General features: G+C 61.7%; 23 protein-coding genes and 1 pseudogene. 12 read left to right on the plus strand and 12 right to left on the minus strand.

Features of this window, described 5'->3' with window-relative positions:
- Positions 1-34: 34 nt before the first annotated feature.
- The gene (gene maiA, locus EAG14_RS09935) at positions 35-703 is read left to right on the plus strand and encodes a maleylacetoacetate isomerase (protein WP_121728743.1); all 669 of its coding nucleotides are present in this window, start codon (positions 35-37) and stop codon (positions 701-703) included.
- On the plus strand, positions 700-1,617 hold the full coding sequence (locus tag EAG14_RS09940) for a polyphenol oxidase family protein (protein ID WP_240456984.1): 918 nt from the start codon (positions 700-702) through the stop codon (positions 1,615-1,617). The genes maiA and EAG14_RS09940 overlap by 4 nt, the downstream gene beginning before the upstream one ends.
- Here the strand turns inward: EAG14_RS09940 and EAG14_RS09945 are convergent.
- Positions 1,537-1,863: a hypothetical protein gene (locus EAG14_RS09945; protein ID WP_121728744.1), complete on the minus strand. Its 327-nt coding sequence runs from the start codon at positions 1,861-1,863 to the stop codon at positions 1,537-1,539. The genes EAG14_RS09940 and EAG14_RS09945 overlap by 81 nt on opposite strands.
- A 104-nt stretch (positions 1,864-1,967) precedes the next feature.
- Between EAG14_RS09945 and EAG14_RS09950 the strand changes: the two are divergent.
- From EAG14_RS09950 to EAG14_RS22740, 4 genes and pseudogenes are all read left to right on the plus strand, one after another.
- Positions 1,968-3,667 (plus strand): annotated as a pseudogene (locus EAG14_RS09950) (PHA/PHB synthase family protein).
- A 103-nt stretch (positions 3,668-3,770) separates the two neighbouring features.
- Entirely contained in the window at positions 3,771-4,949 is a 1,179-nt protein-coding gene (locus tag EAG14_RS09955) for an acetyl-CoA C-acetyltransferase (RefSeq protein ID WP_099655534.1), read from the plus strand.
- A 206-nt stretch (positions 4,950-5,155) separates the two neighbouring features.
- Entirely contained in the window at positions 5,156-5,893 is a 738-nt protein-coding gene (gene phbB, locus EAG14_RS09960; RefSeq protein WP_099655533.1) for an acetoacetyl-CoA reductase, read from the plus strand.
- 135 nt (positions 5,894-6,028) lie between these two features.
- Complete coding sequence (locus EAG14_RS22740; RefSeq protein ID WP_162995949.1) at positions 6,029-6,352, plus strand: hypothetical protein; 324 nt, start codon at positions 6,029-6,031, stop codon at positions 6,350-6,352.
- 453 nt (positions 6,353-6,805) lie between these two features.
- Here the strand turns inward: EAG14_RS22740 and EAG14_RS09965 are convergent, their stop codons facing one another.
- The 6 genes from EAG14_RS09965 to dapC all read right to left on the minus strand — a co-directional run bounded on the left by EAG14_RS09965 (position 6,806) and on the right by dapC (position 14,409).
- Positions 6,806-8,851, minus strand: coding sequence for an ABC-F family ATP-binding cassette domain-containing protein (locus tag EAG14_RS09965; protein WP_121728745.1), 2,046 nt, complete (start codon positions 8,849-8,851; stop codon positions 6,806-6,808).
- 109 nt (positions 8,852-8,960) lie between these two features.
- Complete coding sequence (gene prmB / locus EAG14_RS09970) at positions 8,961-9,872, minus strand: 50S ribosomal protein L3 N(5)-glutamine methyltransferase (protein WP_099741188.1); 912 nt, start codon at positions 9,870-9,872, stop codon at positions 8,961-8,963.
- Positions 9,869-11,062: a succinyl-diaminopimelate desuccinylase gene (gene dapE / locus EAG14_RS09975; RefSeq protein WP_121728746.1), complete on the minus strand. Its 1,194-nt coding sequence runs from the start codon at positions 11,060-11,062 to the stop codon at positions 9,869-9,871. The genes prmB and dapE overlap by 4 nt, the downstream gene beginning before the upstream one ends.
- Positions 11,063-11,108: 46 nt before the next feature.
- Positions 11,109-12,269 (minus strand): PilT/PilU family type 4a pilus ATPase, encoded by a 1,161-nt coding sequence (locus EAG14_RS09980; RefSeq protein WP_099655529.1) that lies wholly within the window; start codon positions 12,267-12,269, stop codon positions 11,109-11,111.
- A 95-nt stretch (positions 12,270-12,364) separates the two neighbouring features.
- The gene (gene dapD / locus EAG14_RS09985; RefSeq protein WP_099658641.1) at positions 12,365-13,198 is read right to left on the minus strand and encodes a 2,3,4,5-tetrahydropyridine-2,6-dicarboxylate N-succinyltransferase; all 834 of its coding nucleotides are present in this window, start codon (positions 13,196-13,198) and stop codon (positions 12,365-12,367) included.
- A gap of 5 nt (positions 13,199-13,203) precedes the next feature.
- Complete coding sequence (gene dapC, locus EAG14_RS09990; RefSeq protein WP_099655528.1) at positions 13,204-14,409, minus strand: succinyldiaminopimelate transaminase; 1,206 nt, start codon at positions 14,407-14,409, stop codon at positions 13,204-13,206.
- Between the two features lie 247 nt (positions 14,410-14,656).
- Between dapC and EAG14_RS09995 the strand changes: the two genes are divergently transcribed.
- Entirely contained in the window at positions 14,657-16,144 is a 1,488-nt protein-coding gene (locus tag EAG14_RS09995) for a methyl-accepting chemotaxis protein (protein WP_121728747.1), read from the plus strand.
- A gap of 68 nt (positions 16,145-16,212) precedes the next feature.
- On the opposite strand, the gene rsxB is transcribed toward EAG14_RS09995, so the two are convergent.
- The 3 genes from rsxB to EAG14_RS10010 form a co-directional block, all read right to left on the minus strand.
- Entirely contained in the window at positions 16,213-16,920 is a 708-nt protein-coding gene (gene rsxB, locus EAG14_RS10000) for an electron transport complex subunit RsxB (RefSeq protein ID WP_121728748.1), read from the minus strand.
- Positions 16,917-18,320: a polyhydroxyalkanoate depolymerase gene (locus EAG14_RS10005; protein ID WP_121728749.1), complete on the minus strand. Its 1,404-nt coding sequence runs from the start codon at positions 18,318-18,320 to the stop codon at positions 16,917-16,919. Before EAG14_RS10005 ends, rsxB begins: the two co-directional genes overlap by 4 nt.
- A gap of 226 nt (positions 18,321-18,546) precedes the next feature.
- A complete protein-coding gene (locus EAG14_RS10010) occupies positions 18,547-19,620 on the minus strand; it encodes a GTP pyrophosphokinase family protein (RefSeq protein ID WP_121728750.1) in 1,074 nt (357 codons plus the stop codon).
- 285 nt (positions 19,621-19,905) lie between these two features.
- Between EAG14_RS10010 and EAG14_RS23285 the strand changes: the two genes are divergently transcribed.
- Genes EAG14_RS23285 through EAG14_RS23295 form a run of 3 tightly spaced genes read left to right on the plus strand, consistent with a single transcriptional unit; the run spans position 19,906 to position 22,639 of the window.
- On the plus strand, positions 19,906-20,517 hold the full coding sequence (locus EAG14_RS23285) for a CHASE domain-containing protein (protein WP_256371482.1): 612 nt from the start codon (positions 19,906-19,908) through the stop codon (positions 20,515-20,517).
- Entirely contained in the window at positions 20,517-21,389 is an 873-nt protein-coding gene (locus EAG14_RS23585) for a CHASE domain-containing protein (RefSeq protein ID WP_256371483.1), read from the plus strand. Before EAG14_RS23285 ends, EAG14_RS23585 begins: the two co-directional genes overlap by 1 nt.
- Entirely contained in the window at positions 21,383-22,639 is a 1,257-nt protein-coding gene (locus tag EAG14_RS23295) for a bifunctional diguanylate cyclase/phosphodiesterase (protein ID WP_240456985.1), read from the plus strand. The genes EAG14_RS23585 and EAG14_RS23295 overlap by 7 nt, the downstream gene beginning before the upstream one ends.
- A 42-nt stretch (positions 22,640-22,681) precedes the next feature.
- On the opposite strand, the gene dusA is transcribed toward EAG14_RS23295, so the two are convergent.
- Positions 22,682-23,686: a tRNA dihydrouridine(20/20a) synthase DusA gene (dusA, locus tag EAG14_RS10020; protein WP_369803814.1), complete on the minus strand. Its 1,005-nt coding sequence runs from the start codon at positions 23,684-23,686 to the stop codon at positions 22,682-22,684.
- A gap of 294 nt (positions 23,687-23,980) precedes the next feature.
- On the opposite strand from dusA, the gene EAG14_RS10025 reads away from it, so the two are divergent.
- Positions 23,981-24,568, plus strand: coding sequence for a lysophospholipid acyltransferase family protein (locus EAG14_RS10025; RefSeq protein WP_099655522.1), 588 nt, complete (start codon positions 23,981-23,983; stop codon positions 24,566-24,568).
- 203 nt (positions 24,569-24,771) lie between these two features.
- On the opposite strand, the gene EAG14_RS10030 is transcribed toward EAG14_RS10025, so the two are convergent.
- Positions 24,772-25,257 (minus strand): Lrp/AsnC family transcriptional regulator, encoded by a 486-nt coding sequence (locus tag EAG14_RS10030; RefSeq protein WP_240456986.1) that lies wholly within the window; start codon positions 25,255-25,257, stop codon positions 24,772-24,774.
- Positions 25,258-25,396: 139 nt separating this feature from the next.
- Between EAG14_RS10030 and EAG14_RS10035 the strand changes: the two genes are divergently transcribed.
- Positions 25,397-26,500: a saccharopine dehydrogenase family protein gene (locus tag EAG14_RS10035; RefSeq protein ID WP_121730406.1), complete on the plus strand. Its 1,104-nt coding sequence runs from the start codon at positions 25,397-25,399 to the stop codon at positions 26,498-26,500.
- The last annotated feature ends 2 nt before the right edge of the window (positions 26,501-26,502 follow it).

Raw genomic sequence — 26,502 nt, forward strand, 5'->3', positions numbered from 1 at the left:
TCGTCTTTTGTTGCCTGTCGATGGGCCACTCACCATGAAGCTCTACAACTACTTTCGCTCTTCGGCCTCTTTCCGTGTGCGCATAGCGCTGCACATCAAGGGCCTGCCGTATGACTACCTGCCGGTGCACCTGCTGCGCGGCGAGCACCGCGACCCGGCCTATGCCAGCCTGGTGGGCGATGCGCTGGTGCCCGCGCTGGTGACGGACGAAGGCGCCGTGCTGCCCCAGTCCATTGCCATCATGGAATACCTGGAAGAGTTGCACCCCAGCCCCGCCCTGCTGCCCAGCACCCCGCTGGCGCGTGCCCGCGTGCGCGCCCTGGCGCAAATGGTGGCGTGCGAGATCCACCCGCTGAACAACCCCCGCGTGCTCAAGTACCTGACCGGCACCCTGGGCGCAGACGAAGATGCCAAGACCACCTGGTACCGCCACTGGGTGCGCCAGGGACTGGAGGCATTTGAGCGCCAACTGGTGCTGCTGGCCACTGAGCGCGCTGCCGCTGGCCTGGCCCCGTCGGTGTATTGCTGGGGCGATGCGCCCACCCTGGCTGACTGCTGCCTGGTGCCGCAGATCTTCAACGGCAAGCGCTTTGATGTGAACCTGGACGGCTTGCCGCTGACCATGGCGGCGTTTGATGCGTGCATGGCTTTGCCCGCATTTCAGCAAGCCCAGCCCTCGGCCTGCCCGGACAACGCGGCGTGACGCGCGCAACAGACGCTGTGCCCACGCAGCCTGCCGCGTGGGCTCTGCCCGAGCACTGGTTGGTGCCCGACTGGCCTGCGCCGCCCGGTGTGCATGCCCTGTGCACGGCGCGCACGGGCGGGGTGAGCGAGGGGCCTTACGCCTGCATGAACCTGGGCAGCCACGTGGGTGATGACCCGCAGGCCGTGCAAGCCAACCGCGCCCGGCTGCAAGCTTTGCTGGCCCAGCGCACACCGGGGGCCCGCCCCGTTTTCTTGAGCCAGGTGCACGGTACAGCGGTGGCCGCACTGAGCGAATCCAACCCCGACGGCACCGAGGCCGATGCCTGCGTGGCCACCGACTCGGGCGTGGTCTGCACCATCATGGTGGCCGATTGCCTGCCGGTGCTGCTGGCCCACCGCAGCGGCTTGGTGGTGGCTGCTGCCCACGCGGGTTGGCGGGGGCTGGCGGGGCAGGGTGGGGTGGGGGTTTTGGAATCTGCCATGCGCTCCGTTTTTGAACAAGATACGGCGCTAGCGCTTAATCAAAAAGCGCAGGCAGCTATTAAAAATGTAGCAAATGATGGGGCTGGGATTGCTGCTGTGGCTGCCGACACCCTGGCCTGGCTGGGGCCGTGCATTGGGCCCGACGCGTTCGAAGTGGGGGCTGAAGTGCGTGAGGCGTTTTGTGCGCACGCGCCGCAATACACCACCTGTTTTGCCCCATCGCCCACCCAGCCCGGCAAGTGGCTGGCAGATTTGGCCGCGCTGGCCCGTTTGCGCTTGCAGGCCCTGGGCGTCACGGCCATTTACGGCAACGACAGCAGCCCCGGCTGGTGCACGGTCACGCAGTCGTCACGGTTCTTTTCGCACCGGCGGGACACTGCCGTGCTCGGCGGCAGCGGGCGGCTGGCCGCTTGCATCTGGCGCGGCTGAAGCTGCTGCATTCTCAGATTTGCGCGCCTGGGCTTCTTCATAGGCCGCTTGCTCTGCCATCTCACGCGCCTTGATGGCCCGCTTGCGCGATGGCGTGCCCAGGATATAGCCCACGATGCCCATGGGCAGCAGGCCATACAGCACAAAGGTCATGATGGCGCCAAACAGGGTGCCCGTGGGGCTGCTGGCCTCGGCCACCGCCATCATCAGGGTCACGTAAAGCCAGGCAATAAGGACAAGGTACATTGGTGTATGTGGGTGAAACGCTGAATGCGGGTTGCCATGCCCCAGGCAGTGGGCAACAATGACTTCAAAGCCCCGTGCGACTGACTAACCTTTGAGGAAGCAGCATGAATTCTGAAGCACTCTGGGCCCAAAGCGCCCAGCAATTCCAACAGATCTTTGGAGACAGCTGGGCCAAGGCACTGCAATCCTTCCAGCACCTGGACCTGGGAGGCGTTCCTGGCAAGGCGCCTTCCGTGCAGTTGGCCCCTGCCAAGCTGCAGGCGCTGCAAGATCAGTACATGAAAGAAGCCCAGGCGCTGTGGGCCCAAAGCCTGCAAGGCACGCCCGAGGTGAAAGACCGCCGCTTCAGCGGTGAGGGCTGGGCCAGCAACCCGGTGGCGGCATTTTCAGCCGCCGCTTACCTGCTCAACGCGCGCACCCTCATGGGCCTGGCCGATGCAGTGGAAGGCGACGAAAAAACCCGGGCACGCATCCGTTTTGGCGTAGAGCAATGGATGGCGGCCATGGCCCCCAGCAACTTCCTGGCCTTCAATGCCGAGGCGCAGAAAAAAGCCATCGAGACCAAGGGCGAGAGCATTGCCAAAGGCATGCAGAACCTGCTGCACGACCTGCGCCAGGGCCATGTGTCGATGACCGATGAAAGCCTGTTTGAAGTGGGGCGCAATGTGGCCACCACCGAGGGCGCGGTGGTGTTTGAGAACGAGTTGTTCCAACTGCTTGAATACAAGCCGCTCACGGCCAAGGTGTACGAGCGGCCCTTCTTGCTGGTGCCTCCTTGCATCAACAAGTTCTACATTCTCGACCTGCAGCCCGACAACTCGCTCATCCGCTATGCAGTGGAGCAGGGCCACCGCACTTTTGTGGTGAGCTGGCGCAACCCCCACGACGAGCTGGCCCACAAGACCTGGGACGACTACGTGGAAGACGGCGCCATGGCTGCGATCGACGTGGTGCAGAGCATCACCGGGGCCGATCAGATCAACGCGCTGGGCTTTTGCGTGGGGGCACCATCTTGAGCAATGCCCTGGCCGTGCTGGCAGCGCGGGGGCAAGAGCCTGTGGCCAGCGCCACCTTCCTCACCACGCTGATCGACTTCACCGACACCGGCATCCTGGATGTGTTCATTGATGAAGCCTTCGTGAAGTTCCGAGAGATGCAGATGGGCCAGGGTGGGCTGATGAAGGGGCAGGATCTGGCATCCACCTTCAGCTTTTTGCGCCCCAATGACCTGGTCTGGAACTACGTGGTGGGTAACTACCTCAAGGGCGAAACGCCACCGCCGTTTGACTTGCTGTACTGGAACAGCGACAGCACCAACCTGCCTGGGCCTTTTTACGCTTGGTACCTGCGCAATTTCTATCTTGAAAACAACCTGGTGCAGCCCGGCAAGCTCACCGTGTGTGGCGAGAAGATGGACCTGGGGCAGCTCACCCTTCCGGTGTACATCTACGGCTCGCGCGAGGACCATATCGTGCCGATCAACGCAGCTTATGCATCGACCCAGGTGCTGCCAGGCAAAAAGCGTTTTGTCATGGGCGCGTCGGGGCACATCGCAGGCGTGATCAACCCCCCCGCCAAAAACAAGCGCAGCCACTGGATACGTGCCGACGGCAAGCTGCCCGCCACGCTGGACCAATGGCTCAGCGGCGCCACCGAGCACCCCGGCAGCTGGTGGACCGACTGGTCTGCATGGCTCAAGGCCCATGCGGGCAAGCAGGTTGCTGCGTCCAAGGCCTACGGCAAGGGCGCCAAGTTCAAGGCCATTGAGCCCGCGCCGGGCCGCTACGTTAAGCAAAAGTCCTGACTTGAAGGGCTGCGAGAATATTCACCGAGACAACCCCCGCAGGTTGAGGCAGCGTTGAATTGCTGCCGCAGTCTGTGCACCTATTCACCTAGAAAGGACTTTCATGGAAGACATAGTTATCGTTTCTGCTGCCCGCACTGCGGTGGGCAAGTTTGGTGGTTCTTTGGCCAAGACGCCTGCGACGGAGCTGGGCGCTGTGGTGATCCGTGAAGCCATCGCACGCGCCGGGCTGTCGTCCGATCAGATTGGTGAAGTCATCATGGGCCAGGTGCTGGCCGCTGGCGTGGGCCAGAACCCTGCGCGCCAAGCCATGATGAAGGCGGGCGTTGCCAAGGAAACTCCAGCACTGACCATCAACGCCGTGTGCGGATCCGGCCTGAAGGCCGTGATGCTGGCGGCCCAGGCCGTTGCCTGGGGCGACAGTGAGATCGTGGTGGCGGGTGGCCAGGAAAACATGAGCCTGTCGCCCCACGTGCTCAATGGCTCGCGCGACGGCCAGCGCATGGGCGACTGGAAGATGGTGGACACCATGATCGTGGACGGCCTGTGGGACGTCTACAACCAGTACCACATGGGCATCACCGCCGAAAACGTGGCCAAGCAATACGGCATCACCCGGGACATGCAGGACGCCCTGGCCCTGGCCAGCCAGCAAAAAGCAGCAGCGGCGCAAGACGCAGGCAAATTTGCCGATGAAATCGTGGGCGTGAGCCTGGCGCAAAAGAAGGGTGACCCGATTCTGTTCAATGCCGATGAGTTCATCAATCGCAAGTCCAACGCTGAAGCCCTGGCCGGCCTGCGCCCCGCCTTTGACAAGGCTGGCAGCGTGACGGCAGGCAATGCCTCGGGCATCAACGATGGCGCTGCCGCTGTCGTGGTGATGAGCGCCAAAAAGGCTGCGGCCTTGGGTCTCAAACCCCTGGCCCGCATTGCCGCCTTCGGCACCAGCGGCCTGGACCCCGCCACCATGGGCATGGGCCCTGTGCCCGCATCGCGCAAGGCGCTGCAACGCGCTGGCTGGAATGCGGCCGATGTCGATCTGTTTGAGCTGAACGAGGCGTTTGCTGCGCAAGCCTGCGCCGTCAATAAAGAACTGGCCATTGACCCTGCCAAGGTCAACGTCAATGGCGGCGCCATCGCCATTGGCCACCCCATTGGTGCCTCTGGCTGCCGCATCCTGGTGACGCTGCTGCATGAAATGCAGCGCCGTGACGCCAAGAAGGGCTTGGCCGCACTGTGTATCGGCGGTGGCATGGGGGTTTCGTTGGCGCTGGAACGCTAAGTTCTTCGGCTGGCTTGATCGTGTCAAGGCCGCGCACCATGCAAGGTGCGCGGCCTTTTTCGTGCCCGTTGTAGCCATGCGACGGCTCAGCTGTTTCCGTGCTTTTTTTCAAAAAGACCACATGCCCCAGTGTTTACCTGCACTGGGAGCACATAAATCTTGGGTAGAGTGGTGCGAGGCAGATCACTAACACAAGGAGAAATCGCATGAGCCAAAAAGTAGCGTATGTAACCGGTGGCATGGGCGGCATTGGCACCGCCATCTGCCAGCGTTTGCACAAAGATGGCTTCAAGGTCATCGCTGGCTGTGGCCCTACACGCGACCATGGCAAATGGCTGGCAGAACAAAAGGCTCTGGGGTACTCGTTCTACGCATCGGTGGGCAATGTGGGCGATTGGGATTCCACCGTGGAAGCCTTTTCCAAGTCCAAGGCCGAGCACGGCACCATCGATGTCCTGGTGAACAACGCAGGTATCACCCGTGACCGCATGTTCTTGAAAATGTCCCGCGAAGACTGGGATGCGGTGATCGAAACCAACCTCAACAGCATGTTCAACGTGACCAAGCAAGTGGTTGCCGACATGGTGGAAAAGGGCTGGGGCCGCATCATCAATATCAGCAGCGTGAATGGCGAGAAGGGCCAAGCAGGCCAGACCAACTACTCTGCAGCCAAAGCGGGCATGCACGGCTTCTCCATGGCCTTGGCGCAAGAGTTGGCCACCAAGGGCGTAACGGTGAACACTGTGAGCCCTGGCTACATCGGTACGGACATGGTCAAGGCCATTCGCCCGGACGTGCTGGAAAAAATTGTGGCCACCGTGCCCGTCAAGCGACTGGGTGAGCCTAGCGAAATCGCGTCCATCATCGCCTGGCTGGCCTCGGAAGAGGGCGGCTACGCCACGGGGGCCGACTTCTCCGTGAATGGCGGCTTGCACATGGGCTAAAGCCGATGCTAGTGGGCGTGCTGTATGGATCTGCTTTGAGTGAACCCCACAGCCATCGCCCAAGCTACAGGGCAAAGCGCCCAATAAAAAACCCCGCTCAGCGGGGTTTTTTATTGGGCGCTTAGATGACACCGTATGCGGATTGATGCACTTTCGTTGTCAAGCGTGGGCTGGAGCGCGCTTGCGATCGCGTTCATCGTCAGGCCAGGCGTTCAAAATTGCGGTGGTTGTCATGCTGAAAAGCTCCTTAGATGGATCTTTAACGCGGCTCAGAAACAGACGGTTGACAGGTCAATCCAGAAAAATGACATCGCATCTGCCCATGAAAAAACCCCGCAAAGCGGGGTTTTGAAAGGAAGTAATCTGAAAATGCATCCGTTCTTGGGAACGGTATCCTGCTTCAGCAACGGGCTGGAGCGCGTTTGCGATCGCGTTCGTCGTCGGGCCAAGCGGTGGTGATTGCAGTGATGTTCATACGAGAAAAACTCCTGAGATAGACCTACAACGCACACCGTTTACCTTGGGTTGACAGGCTGCTGCAATATTTTTTAAGGCAGCTGGGCGGTAAGACATAAAAAACCCCGCAGAGCGGGGTTTAAGGAATGAAGGGGGAGGTTCAGGTGCAAAGCGGTCCTGTGAGGGGCCGCATAACGCTTCAGCAGCGCGCTGGGGCGCGTTTGCGATCGCGTTCGTCGTCGGGCCAAGCGGTCAAGATTGCGGTGCGGTTCATACTGGAAAACTCCTGTGATAGACCAACAACGCGCTCACCGCAGTGCAGGTTGACGCCATTCTGCAAAAAAATGCAACGATTTTGCGGTGGATGGAGATGCTATAAAAGATGCAGCACTCTACGCTGAATAGGTAAGCGATAGAGCCCGATATGATCGCAAAAAATATACACTTTATTGCACATTACAGTGTGCTGGTGGCGCCCATTTCTTCAAGGGCCCCAGAAACTTCCAGCCACCGTTCTTCCAGCGCCTGCGTTTCATCGTTTCCTTGTTTGAGCCGTTTACCGCAGTCTGCAATCTCTGCAGGGGGCAGCGGTTGTGTCAGGCGTTCTTCCAGGTCTGCGCGTTCGGCAGACAGTGCCGCCAGCCGCTTGTCGATTTGCTCCAGCTCTTTCTTCAAAGGGCGGGCCTTGTCTGCGAGTTGCTGGCGGGTTTGGGCATCCAGGCGGCGTTGCTCTTTGCTGTCGCGCACTGCAGGGGCTGTCGCCGGTGGTTGGGCTGCGGAGGGCTTGGCCACTTCGGCGGTCTTTTCGGGCACAGGTGCTGGGGTCGATGGTGCTGTGGCCGCCACAGAGCGTGCAGCCACCTCATCCAGGCGGGCCTGCTCGCGCAGGCGCTTGGATTCTTCCAGCAGGTAGCGCTGGTAGTCGTCCAGATCGCCATCAAAGGGCCCCACGACGCCACGGCCCACCATCCAGAAGTCTTCGCAGACCGAGCGCAGCAGCGAGCGGTCATGGCTGACGAGCATGACGGTGCCGTCAAAGTCGTTGAGGGCCATGGCCAGGGCTTCGCGGGTTGCCAAGTCCAGGTGGTTGGTAGGTTCGTCCAGCAGCAGTAGGTTGGGGCGCTGCCAGACGATCATGGCCAACACCAAGCGGGCTTTTTCGCCCCCGCTCATGGTGCCCACGGCCTGCTTGACCATGTCGCCCGTGAAGTTGAAGGTGCCCAGGTAGCTACGCAGGTCTTGCTCGCGGCTGGGTTGCTTGGCGTCGGCCCCCAGTTCCTTGGCCAGGCGGATCATGTGCTCCAGCGGGTTTTCTGCAGGGCGCAACACGTCTAGTTCTTGCTGGGCAAAGTAGCCGATGTTCAGGCCCTTGCCTTCGGTCACGCTGCCGCCCAGGGCTTTCATGGTGCGGGCGATGGTTTTGACCAGAGTGGATTTGCCCTGGCCGTTGGCGCCCAAAATACCAATGCGCTGACCGGCCAGCACGGAGCGGTTGACGCCCGTGAGGATGGTGGTGGGCATGCCCTCGTCGTCCACATAGCCGAACGACGCATCGCTGATGGCCAGCATCGGGTTGGGCAGGTTGGCCGGTTCCTTGAATTCAAAGGTGAAGTCGGCTTCGGCCAGCACCGGTCCAATCTTCTCCATGCGTTCGAGCTGCTTGACGCGGCTTTGCGCCTGCTTGGCCTTGCTGGCCTTGGCCTTGAAGCGGTCGATGAACTTCTGCAGGTGGGCCATCTTTTCCTGTTGCTTGGAGAAGCTGGCCTGTTGCAGTTCAAGCTGCTGGGCGCGCAATTCTTCGAACTTGCTGTAGTTGCCGCCGTAGCGGTTCAACTCGCCTTGCTGGATTTGCAGGGTGACGTTGGTGATGGCATCGAGAAACTCGCGGTCATGGCTGATCACGATCATGGTGCCTGCATAGCGCTTGAGCCAGGCTTCAAGCCAGACCAGGGCGTCCAAGTCCAAGTGGTTGGTGGGCTCGTCCAGCAGCAATAAATCGCTGGGGCACATCAGTGCGCGGGCCAGTTGCAGGCGCATGCGCCAGCCACCCGAAAAGCTGTTGACGGGATGGTCCAGTTCGCTGACGCGAAAGCCCAGGCCCAAAATCAATGCCTGTGCACGTGCTACGGCATCGTGGGCGCCGGCGTCGTGCAGGTCTGAATAGGCATGGGCGATGGCCATGCCGTCGTCGCTGGCTTCTGCGTCGAGCAACTGTTGCTGGACTTCGGCCAGGCGGGTATCGCCCTCCAGCACAAAGTCGGTGGCCGATTGGTCGGTCTCGGGCATGTTCTGCGCCACCTCGGCCATGCGCCAGCTGCTGGGGATGTGGAAGTCTCCGCCGTCTTCATGGAGTTTGCCGCTGAGCAAGGCAAACAGGCTCGACTTGCCTGCACCATTGCGGCCTACGAGGCCCACGTTTTCGCCAGGGTTGATGGTGGCGGAAACGCTGTCGAGCACGACTTTGGCGCCGCGTCGCAAGGTAACGTTCTTGAGGGTGATCATCCGGAGTTCAGAAAAAAGCGCACCCGCACGGGGCGGGTGGCGTTAAGAAGCTGGGGCTAAAGGCTGCCTTATAGGGGCAACCGACGCAAAAAAGGGGGCCCGTAACCCTCTATTGTGCCGTGAGCCGGGATTGGGCGGTCAAGGCCTGCCGAGTCACCAGCAAAACCTGGTCTTCACCCGCGCTGGTATTCAGCCAAAACACAGGCAATGTGGGGAAGGCTGCTTCAAAGAATTCGCGCTCGTTGCCGATCTCGAGCACAAGCACGGCATGTTCACTCATGCGCGAAGGGGCGTCTTGCAGCAGTTGGCGGATGAAGTCCATGCCGTCAGTGCCACCCGCCAGCGCCAGCTCAGGCTCGGCCCGGTATTCTGCCGGCAGGCTAGACATGCTTTGGGCGTTAACGTAAGGCGGGTTGCACAGAATCAAATCCCAAGGACCGGGCAGTGCGGACAAGCCATCTGACAACTGCAGCGTGATGCGCGACGCCAAGTCATGTTTGTCCACGTTGATGCGCGCCACCGCCAGTGCATCGGAAGAAATGTCGGCGCCGGTGACTTCAATGTCGGGATAAGCCATGGCCGCCAACACAGCCAGGCTCCCGTTGCCGGTGCACAGGTCCAGTACGCGGCGTGTGTGTTCACCCAAAAAATCGTCAATGCTGCCGTCGGCCAGCAACTCGGCAATGAAGCTGCGCGGCACGATGGCGCGCTCATCCACGTAGAACGGTACGCCTTGCAGCCAAGCCTCCTGGGTCAGGTATGCGGCGGGTTTGCGGGTATGGATTCGCTGCTCCAGCAATGCCGCCACCGCGGCCTGCTCGTCTGCGGACACACTGCGCTGCGCTTCGGAGTCCGATGCCTCTGACAAGTCGGTGTCCAGTGGCAAGCCCAGGCGCCACAGCACCAGCCAGGCGGCCTCATCTTGCGCATTGGTGGTGCCATGGCCAAACGCCAGGCCTGCAGATTGCAGCTGGTGTGCGGCCTGCGCGACGAGTGCAGACAGTGTGATGGGGGCGCTCATGCGGCCACCGCCGCACGGTCCAGGGCTTGGGTGCGCAGGTTTTCCAGCGTGCGGCGGTAGATGTTTTTGAGTGGCTCGATGTCGGCCACCACCACATGCTCATCGATTTTGTGGATGGTGGCGTTGGGCGGGCCGAGTTCAATCACTTGAGGGCAGATCTGGGCAATGAAGCGCCCATCGCTGGTACCGCCAGTGGTGGACAGTTCGGTGGTCAGCCCTGTCTCGCCCAAGATGGCTTGCTGCGCTGCCTCGACCAATTCACCCGGCGTGGTGAGGAAGGGTTGCCCGCCCAGCGTCCAGCGCAGGTCGTATTCCAGGCCATGGCGGTCCAACACGGCATGCATGCGCTGCTGTAGGCCGTCGGCGGTGGATTCGGTCGAAAAACGGAAGTTGAAGTCGATCACCACGTCGCCCGGGATGATGTTGGTGGCGCCTGTGCCGCCATGGATGTTGCTGACCTGCCAACTGGTGGGGGGGAAGAAGGCATTGCCTTGGTCCCACTCGGTGGCTGCCAACTCTGCCAGGGCGGGCATGGCTTGGTGAATGGGGTTGCGCGCCAGTTGCGGGTAGGCGATGTGGCCCTGAATGCCGCGCACGGTGAGCTTGCCGCTGAGCGTGCCACGGCGGCCATTTTTGATCATGTCGCCCGTGCGCTCGACCGACGTGGGCTCGCCCACGATGCAATAGTCCAGCACTTCGCCCCGCGCCTTGAGCTGCTCAACCACCACCTTGGTGCCGTCGACGGATGGACCTTCCTCGTCGCTGGTCAGCAAGAAGGCCATGTGCAGGGGCGCATCCGGCGAAGCCGTCAGAAATTCTTCGACCGCCACCACAAAGGCGGCGATCGAGGTTTTCATGTCACTGGCGCCTCGGCCATACAGCTTGCCGTCTTTGTGCGTCGGCGTGAACGGGTCACTGCTCCACTGGGCCAAGGGACCCGTGGGAACCACATCGGTATGGCCTGCGAATACTATGGTTTTGATAGCTGCTTGCGCTTTTTCTGAGGGCGCTGCAGGCCTTTTTGCCCATAAGTTGCTGACCCGAAAGTCTGCGGTGCCACTGTCCAGCCGTTCACACACAAAGCCCAGGGGCTGCAAGCGCGCTGCCAGCAGTTCAAGGCAGCCCTCGTCCAAAGGCGTGACGGAGGGCAGGGAGATCAGCTGTTCAGCCAGTTGCAGGGTACGGGTCATTGGCAATCACAAGGTTTCGAGGGGCGCTGTGCCGTTGCGTTGCGGCTCAGCCGCCTTTGACGTCCAGCACGATCTCGGTGAACGAGGGCTGGTCATCGGGGGTGTCGCGGGCTTCTTTTTGCGCCTTGGCGGCATTGGCGGCCAGGGCAAAGTCGTTTTGCAGGCGCCACATCAGGTTGGTTGGTGAATCCGCGTAGGCCATGCCTTCCTTGCGGTCGATCTTTTTTTCCACGATCAGGTGGGCCAGCGCTTCTTCAAAGGTCTGCGAGCCTTCGGCCATGGATTTTTCCATGGCCTCTTTGACGCCAGAAAAGTCGCCTTTTTCCACCAGATCAGACACCAGTTTGGTGTTCAGCATCACCTCCACCGCTGGCACGCGGCCGCCGTCGGTGGTGCGCACCAGGCGCTGTGAGATGACGCCTTTGAGCGCTGAGGCCAGGTCGCCCAGCATGGTGGGGCGCACTTCCACGGGGTAGAAGCTCAAGATGCGGTTGAGGGCCTGGTAGCTGTTGTTGCCGTGCAAGGTGGCAAGGCACAGGTGACCGGATTGCGCATAGGCAATGGCCGAGGACATGGTTTCGCGGTCGCGGATTTCACCGATCAAGATCACATCGGGGGCCTGGCGCAGCGCGTTTTTGAGCGCGGTTTGCAGTGACTGGGTGTCGCTGCCGATTTCGCGCTGGTTCACGATCGATTTCTTGTTGCGGAACTGGTATTCCACAGGGTCTTCGATGGTGAGGATGTGCCCTGACATGGCGGCGTTGCGCGTGTCGATCATCGACGCCAGCGTCGTGCTCTTGCCAGAGCCCGTAGCGCCCACCACCAGAATCAGGCCGCGCTTCTCCATGATCAGCTCGGTGAGTACCGGTGGCAGGTTCAGCGTAGAGAACTCCGGGATCTGCTGCGAGATGAAGCGAATCACCACCGCGTAGCTGCCACGCTGGCGCATGGCGCTGACGCGGAAGCGCCCCACACCATTGAGCGGCACGCCCATGTTCAACTCACCCGTTTCTTCCAGCTCTTCGATGCGTTCTGCGGGAACGATTTCAGACAACAGGTTGCGTGGTGCATCCGGCGGAAGAATCTGGTTGTTGATCGGGATGCACTCGCCGTTGATTTTGATCAGCGCCGGGGCGTTGGCAGACAGGTAAACGTCTGACGCTTTTTTCTCGCTCATCAGGCGAAGAATCCGCTCCATCGTACTCATGGTGTATCCCTCTCGTATCGGTCTGCCAACAGTCTCAGCGGGCTTCGTTCAAGTTTTCGGCGGCAATCACGCGGGCGCGTCGCAGGTGGGCGAAATCAGTCGCGCAGCAAGTCGTTGATGCTGGTCTTGGAGCGCGTTTGCGCATCGACCTGCTTGACGATGATGGCGGCATACATGCTGTAAGGCGCGCCGTTGGCGGCCGTCTTGGGCAGGTTGCCACTGACCACCACGGAGCCAGCAGGCACGCGGCCATAGCTGATCTCGCCCGTGGCGCGGTTGAAGATGGGGGTGCTTTGGCCCAGGTACACGCCCATGCCCAGCACCGAGTTTTCTTCGACCACAACGCCTTCGACCACTTCAGAGCGGGCGCCGATGAAGCAGTTGTCTTCAATGATGGTGGGGCCTGCTTGCAGTGGCTCCAGCACGCCACCAATGCCTACGCCACCCGACAGGTGAACGCCTGCGCCGATCTGTGCGCAAGAGCCCACGGTGGCCCAGGTGTCCACCATGGTGCCTTCGCCCACGTAGGCGCCGATGTTGACGTAAGAAGGCATCAGGATGGCGCCCTTGGCGATGTAGCTGCCACGGCGTGCCACGGCTGGAGGCACCACGCGCACGCCAGTGGCCTTGAGTTCATCGGCACTCAGGTGCGCAAACTTGGTTTGCACCTTGTCGTAGAAGGTCAGGTCGCCCGACTGGATCACTTCGTTGTCTTTGAGGCGGAAGGACAGCAGCACAGCCTTCTTGATCCATTGGTGCACGGTCCATTGGCCGACGGCTTCACGTGTTGCCACGCGCAGGGTGCCGTTATTCAGTTCGGCAATCACCTGTTCCACGGCATCGACCACTTCCTTGGGGGCGGATGCTGGGGAGAGGCTGGCACGGTTTTCCCATGCGGTTTCAATGGTGTTTTGCAGTTGTTGGCTCATGTTGTTCAAGCAGTACGGGATTGGATGAATTGGACGATGCGCAGCGCGGCTTCCACGCATTCTTCGGTGTCGGCCACCAGGGCCATGCGCACGCGCTGGGCACCGGGGTTGCTGCCCTGGGCCTCGCGAGCCAGGTAGCTGCCAGGCAGCACCGTGACATTGTATTGAGCCAAAAGCGCCTTCGCGAATTCGGCATCGGTCATGCCCAGTGCGTCGGGCACTTTGGCCCACAGGTAAAAGCCGGCGTCGGGCAGCGCCACCTCCATCACGCCTGCCAGCAGCGGGGTGACCTGGGCAAACTTCTTGCGGTACAGGGCGCGGTTTTGCACCACATGCTCTTCGTCGGCCCAGGCGGCAATGCTGGCTTCTTGCACGATAGGGCTCATGGCGCTGCCGTGGTAGGTGCGGTAGAGCAAGAAACTCTTCATCAGGGCCGCATCGCCCGCCACAAAGCCGCTGCGCAGGCCTGGCACGTTGCTGCGCTTGGACAGGCTGGTAAAGGAGATCAGGTTTTTGAAATCGTGGCGCCCCAGCTTGTGAGCAGCTTCGAGTCCACCCAACGGCGGCTCGTCACGGAAATAGATCTCGCTGTAGCACTCGTCCGATGCGATCACAAAGCCGTACCGGTCACTCAGCGCAAACAGTTTGTGCCACTCGCTCAGTGGCATGACAGCCCCGGTGGGGTTGCCGGGCGAGCACACAAAAATCAGCTGTGTGCGCTTCCAGACCTCTTGCGGAACGCTGTCCCAATCCACCGCAAAGTTGCGCGCTGGATCGCTGGGCGCATAGTAGGGCGTGGCCCCCGCCAGCAAAGCAGCGCCCTCATAGATTTGATAGAACGGGTTGGGGCATACCACGACAGGGTCGGGTTGGGCTGCATCCACCACCGTTTGCGCAAAGGCAAACAGGGCTTCGCGGGAGCCATTGATAGGCAGCACCTGGGTGGCTGGGCTCAGCGCAAGCTGGTAACGGCGGGCAATCCAGTCGGTGAATGCCGTGCGAAGGCGAATATCCCCTGCGGTGGCGGGGTAGCTAGCCAATCCCTCCAAATTGTTGCAAAGTGTGTCTTTGATGAATTGCGGCGTGGGGTGGCGAGGCTCTCCCATGCCCAGGCTGATGGGTGAGTAGTGGGCTGGAGGCGTGACCTCAGCGAAAAGTTGCCGCAACCTTTCAAACGGATAAGGCTGCAAGTGAGAGAGCAGGGAATTCATGGGGTTGCATTATGGTGGATGCATGCACTACCTTGATTGCGTCATGGAAGGCTGTTTGCGGGTGGGCACTGGGGGCGTTTCTCCAGTCGCACCCAGACGGCGTGATTAAAACCTTGGGGCTGGATTGGGGTTGGGTTGTGGTTTCTGTGGCCTATCGTTTACCCGCCCACCTCGCCTTTCGTCAACCGAGCGTAAGAGCGGCCTCCTAGCATGGCCCATATACAAATAGAGACAAGGGACAAAAGACATGGCGGCGTTTTCTCCACTGAGCCCGGGGTTGCAGCTGATGCGGCGCATGCGCTGGCCTGGCAAAGTGGCATGGGGTACTGTGCTGGCCTTACTGGCCGTGGTGTTGGCGGGGCTTTCCGCTCCGTATTGGCTGACGGCCACTGCCTGTGCGCTGATGCTGTACCTGCAACTGGCGCTGTGGGTGAGCATGGCCCAAGACATGGAGGCGGTGGCTGGCTCCATGCGCAAAACGACCCAGGGTGACCTGACCGTGCACGCCAGCCTGCAAGGCCGTGACGAGATGGGTGATATGGCCCGTTCGCTAGACCAGATGGTCTACAAACTTTCGGCCATGGTGGCAGACATTCGCAGCAATGCGGCGCTGGTTGCCCACGCGGGGCAAAGCCTGGCGCAGGGCAATCGGGCTCTGGCCGACCGCACCGAGCAGCAGGCTGCCAACCTGGAGGAAACGGCGGCAAGCGTGGAGCAGTTGTCTTCGACCGTGCAAAACAATGCCCACACAGCCCTGAGCGCCGATCAGAAGGCCGCCCAGGTGCGACAGGCCGCGGATAGCGGTGCCCAGGCCATGGGCCGAGCCGTGCAATCCGTGGAGGCTATCCAACAGGGTGCACGCCGCATGAGCGAGATCATTGGCGTGATTGACGGTATCGCCTTTCAGACCAACATCCTGGCCCTGAACGCTGCGGTGGAGGCTGCCCGAGCGGGCGAGCAGGGCCGGGGCTTTGCGGTGGTGGCCAGCGAAGTGCGCATGCTGGCCCAGCGCTCCGCCGAGGCGGCCCGCGAGATCCGTGACCTGATCCAGACTTCAGTGGGGCAGGTGGAAGACAGCGCGGGCCTGATTCGCTCCGCAGGCGAAGGGATTTCGGCCGTGGCGGGGGGCATCCACAGTGTGGCCGCCAGCATGAGTGAGATTGCCAACTCCAGCAACGAACAAAGCACGGGGCTCAAAGAGATCAGCGGTGCGGTGCAGCAGCTGGACCAGATCACCCAGGACAACGCGCAGATGGTGGGGCTGGCCGTGCAGCAGGCCGAGGCACTGGAGCAGCGTGCCAGCACGCTGAACCAGGCGGTGGCAGCCTTCAGGCTGCAACAGGGCACGGCGGAAGAGGCGGTAGCGCTGGTGCGCAAGGCGGTGGCATTGCGCCGCTCCAGCCCGCGCGAGCAGTTTCTGGGCCGGATCACGGACAAGGCTGCAGGCTTCCATGACCGCGACATGTATGTGTTCGTGCTCGATGACTCGGGACGCTACCTGGCCTTTGGAGGCAACCCCGCCAAAGTAGGCACGCGGGTGCAAGACATTCCGGGCATTGCCGGGGACCAATTGGTGTCCGACATCGTGACCCAGGCCCAGCAAGGGCCCGGTTGGGTGGAATACGACATCACCAATCCCGCCACTGGGGTTGTGCAGACCAAGATGTCGTTCGTCAGCCAGGTAGACGACTGGTATGTGGGGTGTGGCGTCTACAAAACCTTAGCAGCCCGGTAGCTTGGCTAGTTGGGCAGAGGGCAGGCCAGAACTTGTCAGTGTGTCTGGCTGGGTGGAGTCGGCTCGCTTCAGCTGCCGCCCGCACGCAATTGTCTTGCGCGCTCCATGGCTGCGGCAATCGCTGCGCGCCTAGTGGCCGCTGCGTCCTGCAATGGTGGCTCCGCAGGTGCATTCGCAGGGGGCGCGTCTTCTTCTAGCAAGCTGCGCCGGATGTCTGCGGCTGTTTCATCCTGCGCCCCGGTTTGGGCGAGGCGCTGTTGGCGTGCGGCGTAACGCTCGCGCGCCTCGTTGGCTTGCTCGGCACTCCAGGCGGCCCAGCCTGTACGGTCGCCGGTCACGCTCTCCAGCTCAATGCAATCCACCGGGCAGGCGGGCACGCACAACTCGCAGCCTGTGCAATACGGCTCTATCACCGTGTGCATCAGCTTGTTGGCGCCCACGATGGCATCGGTGGGACAGGCTTTGATGCACAACGTGCAGCCGATGCACCAGTTTTCGTCAATGAACGCCACGGCACGAACCGACTCTTGTCCGTGCTCAGGGTTCATTGCCAGCGGTGGCACACCCATGATGCCTGCGAGCCGCTCAATGCCCTGCGCACCGCCGGGTGGGCATTGGTTGATGCCCGCTGCGCCCACGGCCACGGCCTGCGCATAGGTGGCGCAGTCCGGGTAGCCGCAGCGGGTGCATTGGGTTTGGGGCAGCGCCGCATCGATGCGGCGCGCCAGTTCGGCGGTCGTGGCGATGCCCGCTGTGGCGGGCTGGGCAGGGCTCAAGCCTTGCGTGCCGAGGTGGCTCGGCGGGATCGCTGGGTAGGGGCTGACGTAACGGCTGCAGCCGTTGCCGATTCTGCGGGGGCTGGCGCTGCCGCCCCTGTGCGAGAGGTCGCCGTCTTGCTCACCGGGGCTGCGCTCAACTGGTGTTCCACAATGAACGCCTTGACCTGCGGGTACACGAGTTCGCGCCAGCGTCTGCCGCTGAAGATGCCGTAGTGCCCAGCACCTTTGGCCTCCAGATGGCGTTGCTCTTTGCGCACAATGCCGGTGCACAGGTCGTGGGCGGCCTCTGTCTGGCCCGAGCCAGAGATGTCGTCCAGCTCGCCCTCTACCGTAAACAAGGCGGTGGTGGTGATGTCCTGCGGGCGTACGCGCTCGACTTTGCCATCGGGCGAACGCACATCCCAGGTGCCATTGACCAGCCTGTACTCCTGGAAGACGGTGCTGATGGTCTCCAGGTAGTAATCCGCATCCATGTCCAGCACAGCGTTGTACTCGTCATAGAACTTGCGATGGGCTTCGGCGCTGGCGTCGTCGCCTTTGATCAGGTCTTTGAAATAGTCGTAATGGCTGGAGGCGTGGCGATCAGGGTTCATCGCCACAAAACCGGTGTGCTGCAAAAAGCCGGGGTACACGCGCCGACCAGCCCCAGGGAAGTTGTCTGGCACCCGGTAGATCACGTTGTTCTCAAACCATTCAAAGCTGCGGTTCATCGCCAGGTTGTTCACCGATGTGGGCGACTTGCGGGCGTCAATGGGGCCGCCCATCATGGTCATGGTCAACGGCGTGGTCTCGCCCCGGCTGGCCATGAGGGACACAGCGGCCAGCACGGGCACCGTGGGCTGGCACACGCTGATGACGTGGCAGTTGCCATAGGTCCCTTGCAGATAGCGAATGAACTCCTGCACGTAGTTGACGTAATCGTCCAGGTGGAATTCACCTTCGGACAGCGGCACCAGGCGGGCATTCTTCCAGTCGGTGATGTAGACCTTGTGGTCCTTGAGCATGGTGCGCACGGTGTCGCGCAGCAGTGTGGCGTAGTGGCCAGACAGCGGTGCCACGATCAGCACCACCGGCTGACCCTTGATCTTGGTCAGGGTAGCGGGATCGTCTGAAAAGCGCTTGAACCGGCGCAGTTCGCAAAATGGCTTGTCCAGCTCAATGCGCTCATGGATCGCCACCCCCACGCCGTCCACATCTACGCTGGGGATGTCAAAGGTGGGTTTCTCGTAGTCTTTGCCCAGGCGGTACAGCAGGTCGTAGCCAGCCGACAGGCGCTGTGCCAGCGGAACCTGGTTGAACGGCGAAACCGGATTGCTGAAGAGTTTGGATGCTGCTTGCGCAAAGTCAGCAAAGGGCTCCATCAGGGAGCGCTGGGTTTCGTAGATCTGGTAGAGCATGGGGCGAAACTCCGTTATGTTGCAGTGCAATATAGCAGCACTCCGTAACAAAGGAATGGAGTAAAACCACCAATCACGAGTCGCCTTTGCGACAGCTTGGCGCCCGTGAATGCCATGCTACCTGCCCATGCACAAGGCATTTTTGCTATAAAAAATATAGCTTTCAGCGCTTTTGTATAGAGCGCTAGCGGCATATTTTATTGATGAACTAGGCCTTGCCAAGCGATCAGGTCTGGTTTTCTTGCAGCCAGCTCTCAAAGGCCTGCCGCGCCACATTGCGCAAGGCCGGGCGAAACTGGCCTTTTTGGCCCAGGTACAGGCAGTGGCGCATCACCGTAAACGGGTTGAACGAGGCCTGTGGGTTTTGCTCTTCAAAATGCTGCTTGTAGCGCTTGACTGTGCCAATGGTGTGGCGCAGCAGTTCATTGAATTGCGAGCGGGTCATTCCAGGCTGCCACAGCTGGATATCGGCCACAAAACTGTCCACCTTGGAGGCCTCGAACTCGAAGTCTTTGAAAAAGTGGTTGGCAATCTTGAGGAAGGTGAACGCGTTGAGCTCGCTGCCCAGTGCCGACGCCTTGGGCGCCTGCAGGGCATCTTGCTGTGCTTCGGTCGCGGGCTCTGCGGTTTCGTCTGGCGCCTGCAGCAACTCTGCCGCAGTGGCATCGCGGATCTGCAAGAACTCGCGGTCTGCCAGCTCAAACAACGCCGACAGCACATTGATGCGCCGCTTGAGCTGCCCCGGAATGGATTTTTTGTACTTGATCTTGTGGTCCAGCACACTCCAAGAGTCTTGGATGATGGTGCGGATCTGCAGCTCAAAAGGCCAGGGGGCTTCTGTTGCTGATTCAGCCTGGGTTTTTGAAGAGGTTTTGGCACGCAGGTCCAGGTGCAGGCCCTTGTAGCCAAACTCGGTCTCCGTGCTTTCCACGGCCGCAGCCTTGTTGGTGACCTCGATCACGGCGTAGTGCGACTGCACGAGTTGGGCTACTTTTTCGAGCTCGTCTTCATACAGGCACACCACTCGCACGCCGATCAAGTCGGTGATCCACGGCTGGATTTCATACGGTGTGTTGCTCTCTTCCAGGGCCGCCCTGTACTTGCGGCGGAACTTGCGAATGCACTCTTCAACGTCTTTGACGCGGCCTTCTAACTTGGAGACCTCTATCCCCGGCGCAGCCGCCACCAACTGCTCCAAAGTGTGGATCACACCAGCGCATGCCGCCTGCAATTGGGGCAGGTGGTCTGCATAAAAGGCTCGAAACTGAGATTCTTCGAATTCCAAATCAATCTGCGACATGGTGCGATGTTCTAAGGTTTGTCTTGGCGGGCGCGCTGTGGTGTTTGGTTAGGGCTCCCCCTGCAGCTGCCCATCGGGCTGGGATAGCGTACACACTCGCCACACAGCCACGGCACCAGCCCGTGCCGTAGATGCGCACACATTGTAAAAAATCATGTCTTGGCCATCTCGGCCTGTTGATAATGCGCTGATGCAAGCGGCTATGCTGTTTGCTGCGTGCCAGCCAAAAGGCTGGTTCGGCCCCTAGACCGAACGATGCTCCCACCCCCACAAGCAATACCCCCCTTGCCGGAACATGCTTCAGCACTACAGCGCCGCTGGGGCTGGGTATTGGCGCCTGTGCTGTCGCTGGTGATGTTGAGTCTGACCTATGCCCACTGGCGAAGCGAAGAGCGTGGCAGCAGAGAGCGGCGGGACGTGAACTTTCAGGTTGCGGCGGAGCGCATTGGCTACAACCTGGCTGACCGCATGGCCACCTACGAGATGGTTTTGCGCGGCACGCGCGGGTACTTCGAGGGCTCAGAGCGCATTGACCGGCAGGAGTTTCGCTCCTATGTCAGCTCACTGCAGTTGCAAGAGACTCGCCCGGGGCTCAAGGGAATATCGCTCATTTTGAAGCTCCCCGCGGCGTCTCTGTCGTCGCACATTGAGGACATGCGACAGCGCGGCTTTCCCCAGTACACCGTGCGCCCGCCGGGTGATCGGCCCACCTACGCTGCAGTCACCCACATCGAGCCCCTGGATGCTGAAAACCAGCGTGTTCTGGGGCTGGATGCCTATATGGTTCCTGCGGCCCGCGAGGCGCTGGACCGTGCGGCAGACACGGGTGCCCTGGCGGTGTCCGCCTTGTTGCCGCTGGCGCAAGACGAACCGGCGGGGGGGCCAGGGGTTTGGTGATGTACCTCCCCATCTATGCCAACGGTGCCGCACTGGACACGTTGCAACAGCGCCGTGCCGCATTGTTGGGCTGGGTGTCTGCCCCCTTTCATTTAGCAGAGGTGGTTGCCGGGCTGTCCAGAGAGTTTGACTCTGACATCGGCCTGGATGTGCTGGACGGCGATGCCCAGGACGGCAGCAATTACTTGTACACCGATGCCCGCCTTGAGCACGGGCAGGCACAACGCCAGGCCATTCGCCCCATGGTGTTCGGGGGGCGTACCTGGAATCTGCGCATGGTGCCGCTGCCTGCCTTTGAAGATCGCTACGAGTACGAGACGCACCACCTGTCGGCATTGATTGGCGCATTGCTCAGCGTGGTGCTTGGCTGGTTTGCCTGGTTGCTGGCCACGGGCCGTGCCAGGGCCGAAGCCTTGGCTTATGCCATGACGGCTGAGCTGCGCGGCGCGCGCGACGAGTTGGCCAGCACACTCAACGCCATTCCAGACTTGCTCATGGAAATCGGCCCCGATGGACGCATTGCATACTGTCGCAGCGGTCACCTTGCCCCGCTGGCCGAGCCAGCCCGCCACTTCGTGGGCATGCAGCTGGAGGACATTGTTCAGCCTGACGCCGCGGCTGGCTGCCGCGCTGCCATTCAGGCGGCCACAGCCACAGGCTACTCGGCAGGCCATCAATTTCGCCTGGACTTGCAAGGCCAGCCCTATTGGTTTGAGTTGTCCATAGCCCGCAAGCCTGGGGGGGACCCGGAGAGCCGCCGTGTTTCATCGCGCTGTCGCGAGACATCACCGAGCGCAAAAATGCCGAGGCCCGCTCGCACCAGCTCGCCTACTTTGATGCGCTCACCCAGCTGCCCAATCGCCGCATGCTGATGGACCGCATGGAGCAGGCCGTCGCGGCCGCACAAACATCCAAGCAGATGGGGGCGGTACTGTTTGTCGATCTGGACAATTTCAAGCAGATCAACGATGCCCGTGGCCACACGGTGGGTGATGCCATGCTCAAGCAGGTGGCGCAGCGCCTTTTCAGCCTGCTGCGCCCGGGCGACACGGTGGCGCGCCTCAGTGGGGACGAGTTTGTGATGCTGATCGGGCATTTGGGGACTGACATCGAAGGGGCAGGCCGGGCAGCGTTGCTTGTGGCCGAAACCGTGCGCGCCGCCTTGGAGGTGCCCTACAGCATCCAGACCCATCTCTACAGCAGCACCAGCAGCATCGGCATCACGCTGTTTCCCAAGCAAGCCGAGGGCACCGAAGACCTGCTGCGCGAAGCAGACACAGCCATGTACCGCGCCAAAGACATGGGGCGCAATCGCATCCGTTTTTATGAAGCCGCGATGCAGGCCGATGTGCAAGAGCGCCTGGCGCTGGAGCAAGACCTGAAGAAAGCCGCAGCCGAAGGGCAATTGGCGGTGTATGTGCAGCCCCAGGTCAATGCCCTGGGTGCCGTGGTGGGCGGCGAGCTGCTGATGCGCTGGAACCACCCCGAGCGCGGCAACGTGCCGCCCAGCCGCTTCATTCCCCTGGCAGAGGCGTCAGGGCTCATCCTGCGCATGGGCGACTGGATGATTGGCCAGGCCTGTGATGCCCTGGCCAAGCTGCAGGCGCAAGGGCAGGCGCTGTCGATCTCTGTCAATGTAAGCGAGCGGCAGTTTCGGCAGGAAGACTTTGTGGAGCGCATCCGCAATGTGCTGGCCGCCACCGGTGCCAAGCCCGAGTTGCTGATCCTGGAGGTGACCGAAAGCCTGCTGATCGAGAACCTGGACGACACCATCGCCCGCATGACAGAGCTGGTGCAGTTGGGCGTGCGGTTTTCCATCGACGACTTTGGCACCGGCTATTCCAGCCTGGCGTACCTCAAGCGGCTGCCACTGTACGAACTCAAGATTGACAAGAGCTTTGTTCAGGACACCCCGGGGGATCCCAACGATACGGCCATCGTGCAATCCATCCTGGCGGTGGCCGGTCACCTCAAGCTGCGGGTGGTGGCTGAAGGGGTCGAGACACAGGCGCAGGCAGACTTCCTCATCCAAAGCCATTGCGAATGCCTGCAGGGGTATCTGTTCGGGCGCCCGCAGCCACTGGGAGCCTGGCTGGACAAGCAAATAGGCCTTGGCACGTAGCGCCTGCGGACTGGGCTGCCAGGCCCGCTCAGCAGGCCATTCTCAATGCTCTTGGTGGTTGGCCAAGGAGTCCGCCACCGCCTGTTGGGCCAGGGCAAACACTTCGCGTGCAGGCCGGTCTTTGAGCAGGTGGTTGCTCCACACTTGGCGCCAGATGCGTGCCCCCGGCAAGCTGTGGCGCAGGCCCAGCATGTGGCGCGCGATGTGGGCCCAGGGTGTGCCGTGCAACGCCGCTTCGCGCTCCATGTACTCCACCATCGCCAACTCCACCGCGTCGCGGCTCAGGGGGCAGGGCGCGCCACCATAGTAGAGCGCGTCCCAGCGTGCCAGCCACCAGGGGTTGTGATAGGCCTCGCGGCCAATCATCACGCCGTCCAGGTGCCCCAGCTGTTCCTGCACCACTGCATCGGTGGTGATGCCTCCGTTGATGGCAATGGTGAACTGCGGAAACTCGGCTTTGAGGCGGTGCACCACCTCGTAGCGCAGCGGCGGGACATCGCGGTTTTCCTTTGGGCTCAGGCCTTGTAGCCAGGCATTGCGCGCATGCACGATGAACACCGTGCAGCCCGCGTCCGCCACGGTGCCGATGAAGTCGCGCACAAATCCGTAGCTTTCGTCCTTGTCGATGCCAATGCGGTGCTTCACCGTCACGGGCACAGCCACCACGTCCTTCATGGCCTTTACGCAGTCGGCCACCAGTTGGGGGGCTTTCATCAGGCTGGCGCCAAACGCACCGCGCTGCACACGGTCGCTGGGGCAGCCGCAGTTCAGGTTGATCTCGTCATAGCCCCATTCCTGGCCCAGCCGCGCTGCTTGGGCCAGCTTGTCAGGTTCGTTGCCGCCCAGCTGCAGGGCCACAGGGTGTTCTTCGGCGTTGTAGCGCAGGTGCCGTTCGGTGCCGCCGTGGATGATGGCCCCTGCATTCACCATTTCTGTGTACAGCAGGGTGTGCTGGGTGAGCAGGCGGTGAAAGTAGCGACAGTGGCGGTCCGTCCAGTCCATCATGGGGGCGATGGACATGCGCCAGGGGCTATGTTTGGTTTCCACAGGATTCAAGTAAGAAAAGACAAGGTGAGCGTGGCGGCGAAGTTGCGCGCCAGGGAGAGGCAGCAAGGCTGCCATCCCAGCGTGCAGTGACGGATTATCCCACCAGCCCAGGTGCGATGCAGGGGATGTTGTGGGTAAAAATGCCACCCAAGCCTTTATCTGAAAGCGCTAATAGCTATTTTTTTGATAGCTGAATGGCTTGCTCTTTCGGTGGCTTTTTCCTTGCGAAATGTCGCAAAACGTTTCGGCGATACTTGCAGCAGAGCCCTATCAGGGGGCGTTTCCCTTTTGTCCATGCACCACACCATTTTTGACACCCCGGTGGTCAACACCTTGCTGCGCGCCTTGTCTGTAGCCACTTTGCGCTTGACTGGCTGGCGGGTAGAAGGCGCTTTGCCATCCCACGCTGCCAAGTGCGTGCTGATTGCCGCCCCTCACACCAGCAACTGGGACTTGCCCTACACACTGATGCTCGCCTTTTCACTGCGCCTGAGGGTGTACTGGATGGGCAAGCACAGCCTGTTCAAGGCGCCGTTTGGCGGCGTGATGCGCTGGCTGGGCGGTATCCCGGTGAACCGGGAACAATCGAACAACCTGGTTGCCAGTTCGGCCCAGGCCATGCGGGATGCCCAGGGGCCCATGCAACTCATCGTGCCCCCTGAAGGCACACGCGGCAAAACGCGGCACTGGAAGACGGGGTTTTATTTCATTGCTCAGCAGGCTGGTGTGCCCATCGTGCTGGCGTTTGTGGACTATGGCCGCAAGGTGGGCGGGCTGGGGCCTGTGTTCGAGCCCACAGGCGATTTGGAGGCCGACATGGCCGTCATCAAGGCGTTCTATGCCCCCATCCAGGGCAAGAACCCTACGCAGTTCGAGGCCTGAGGGTTTGCATAAAAATGGGCCTCTAGCGCTTTCTGGATAAGCGCTGGAAGCTTCAATATTCATAGCGCTCAGCGTTTAATTGCGGGCGTGCGGGTCATGACTGACGCGGCCCAGGCCAGTGCTGCCGCGCTGGCGCCTCACCCTTCTCGATGCGCGCAGCGAGTCGAGAGAAGGGGGAAGCGGCGCAGCCGATCAGGGGGATGTCACCCTACTTGCCTGCGATCAATCTTGCGGCTGAGCACGATGCTGGTCTGCGTCTGGTGCACGCCATCGAGCTGGCCCACGCGGTCGAGCAAGGTGTCGAGCTGCTCGTGGCTGCCACAGCGCAAAAACACCAGGTAGTCAAACGGCCCGCTCACGGCCGACACCTCTTCAACCTCGGCCATCGCCTCGAGTGCACGCAGCACGGCGGGCGCAGCCTTGGGCAGCACGCTGATGCTGCACCAGGCCCGCACGGTGGTGGCATCGAGCCGAGTGCCCAGCCGCACGCCATAGCCAGTCACCACGCCCGTGCGCTCCAGCCGCGCAATGCGCGCCACCACCGTAGTGCGCGCCAGGCTCAACTTGCGCGCCAACTGGGCCGTGCCCTCACGGGCGTTGGCTTGCAGCAGGCTCAGCAACTGGCGGTCGGTGGCGTCCAGCACTGGAGGGGAGGCGGGTGGGGTGGGCTCAAACGTCATAGTGGCCATGATATTCGCCGCTATGACAAAACAAAACCCATCTTTCGACGGTTTGGCTGCTACACATTGACAGCACCCTTGCCTAGGATCAGGGCATCTTTCACACCGGCTTGCGGGCATGCCGCAAGCCCACACCAGGAGCACTGCCATGGCCACCACTTCCACCCGTCACGCCGTCACCATCCTCGGCGCTGGCCACATCGGCTTTGCCATGGCGCTGTTGCTGCAGCACACCCGCGACTACGACGTCCTGGTGGTAGACCGCGACCCGGCGCGCCTGGCCGAGGCGGCGGCCCTGGGGGTGTCCACCCAACTGGCCACAGATGAGGCCAGCCTGCAGGCCGCCATCGGCGGCTGCTTTGCCGTGCTCAACGCACTGCCGTTTCACCGCGCCGTGCCGGTGGCAACGCTTTGCGCCGCCGCAGGGGTGCATTACTTTGACCTGACCGAAGACGTTGCCAGCACCCAGGCCATCCGCGCCCTGGCGGCCCATGCCCGCAGCGTGCTGATGCCCCAGTGCGGCCTGGCGCCTGGGTTCATCGGCATTGTGGGCAACGACCTGGCCCGGCGCTTTGACACCCTGCACACGCTGCGCATGCGCGTGGGGGCACTGCCGCGCTACCCGCAGGGCGCCTTGCGCTACAACCTGACCTGGAGCACCGAGGGCCTCATCAACGAGTACTGCAACCCCTGCGAAGCCATTGTGGACGGCGTGCGCACCACCGTGCCCGCACTCGAAGGCCTGGAAACCTTTGCACTGGATGGCGTGGAGTACGAGGCCTTCAACACCTCGGGTGGCTTGGGCACGCTCACCGAAACGCTGGCAGGCAAGGCCCGGCAGGTGGACTACCAATCCATCCGCTACCCAGGCCACAACGCCATCCTCAAGCTGCTGCTCAACGACCTGCGCCTGCGCGAGCGGCGCGATTTGCTCAAGGACATTCTGGAGACCGCCATTCCCACGACCGATCAGGACGTGATCGTGGTGTTTGCCACCGCCTCGGGCCTGCGCGGTGGGCGTTTGCTGCAAGAGTCGTACTCAGCCCACATTGTGGGCACCGAGCTGGCGGGGCACCGGCTCAGCGCCATCCAGCTCACCACTGCCGCAGGCATTTGCACGGCGCTGGACCTGGTCGCCCAGGGCCGGTTGCCGCAACAAGGCTTTGTGGGGCAAGAGGCGGTGGCGTTGGCAGATTTTTTGGCCAACCGGTTTGGAGTGGCCTATGCGGGGGACAGTGCGCTGGTGCTTTAAGG

The organism is Acidovorax sp. 1608163 (assembly GCF_003669015.1).
Classification (GTDB): Bacteria; Pseudomonadota; Gammaproteobacteria; order Burkholderiales; family Burkholderiaceae_C; genus Acidovorax.

Bases quoted from the DNA above. Each gene is read 5' to 3' on its own strand.
- maiA (WP_121728743.1), top strand. From the start codon at position 35: ATGAAGCTCTACAACTACTTTCGCTCTTCGGCCTCTTTCCGTGTGCGC.
- EAG14_RS09945 (WP_121728744.1), bottom strand. From the start codon at position 1,863: ATGTACCTTGTCCTTATTGCCTGGCTTTACGTGACCCTGATGATGGCG.
- EAG14_RS09955 (WP_099655534.1), top strand. From the start codon at position 3,771: ATGGAAGACATAGTTATCGTTTCTGCTGCCCGCACTGCGGTGGGCAAG.
- phbB (WP_099655533.1), top strand. From the start codon at position 5,156: ATGAGCCAAAAAGTAGCGTATGTAACCGGTGGCATGGGCGGCATTGGC.
- EAG14_RS22740 (WP_162995949.1), top strand. From the start codon at position 6,029: ATGCGGATTGATGCACTTTCGTTGTCAAGCGTGGGCTGGAGCGCGCTT.
- EAG14_RS09965 (WP_121728745.1), bottom strand. From the start codon at position 8,851: ATGATCACCCTCAAGAACGTTACCTTGCGACGCGGCGCCAAAGTCGTG.
- prmB (WP_099741188.1), bottom strand. From the start codon at position 9,872: ATGAGCGCCCCCATCACACTGTCTGCACTCGTCGCGCAGGCCGCACAC.
- dapE (WP_121728746.1), bottom strand. From the start codon at position 11,062: ATGACCCGTACCCTGCAACTGGCTGAACAGCTGATCTCCCTGCCCTCC.
- EAG14_RS09980 (WP_099655529.1), bottom strand. From the start codon at position 12,269: ATGAGTACGATGGAGCGGATTCTTCGCCTGATGAGCGAGAAAAAAGCG.
- dapD (WP_099658641.1), bottom strand. From the start codon at position 13,198: ATGAGCCAACAACTGCAAAACACCATTGAAACCGCATGGGAAAACCGT.
- dapC (WP_099655528.1), bottom strand. From the start codon at position 14,409: ATGAATTCCCTGCTCTCTCACTTGCAGCCTTATCCGTTTGAAAGGTTG.
- EAG14_RS09995 (WP_121728747.1), top strand. From the start codon at position 14,657: ATGGCGGCGTTTTCTCCACTGAGCCCGGGGTTGCAGCTGATGCGGCGC.
- EAG14_RS10005 (WP_121728749.1), bottom strand. From the start codon at position 18,320: ATGCTCTACCAGATCTACGAAACCCAGCGCTCCCTGATGGAGCCCTTT.
- EAG14_RS10010 (WP_121728750.1), bottom strand. From the start codon at position 19,620: ATGTCGCAGATTGATTTGGAATTCGAAGAATCTCAGTTTCGAGCCTTT.
- EAG14_RS23585 (WP_256371483.1), top strand. From the start codon at position 20,517: ATGTACCTCCCCATCTATGCCAACGGTGCCGCACTGGACACGTTGCAA.
- EAG14_RS23295 (WP_240456985.1), top strand. From the start codon at position 21,383: ATGCTGATGGACCGCATGGAGCAGGCCGTCGCGGCCGCACAAACATCC.
- EAG14_RS10025 (WP_099655522.1), top strand. From the start codon at position 23,981: ATGCACCACACCATTTTTGACACCCCGGTGGTCAACACCTTGCTGCGC.
- EAG14_RS10030 (WP_240456986.1), bottom strand. From the start codon at position 25,257: ATGGCCACTATGACGTTTGAGCCCACCCCACCCGCCTCCCCTCCAGTG.
- EAG14_RS10035 (WP_121730406.1), top strand. From the start codon at position 25,397: ATGGCCACCACTTCCACCCGTCACGCCGTCACCATCCTCGGCGCTGGC.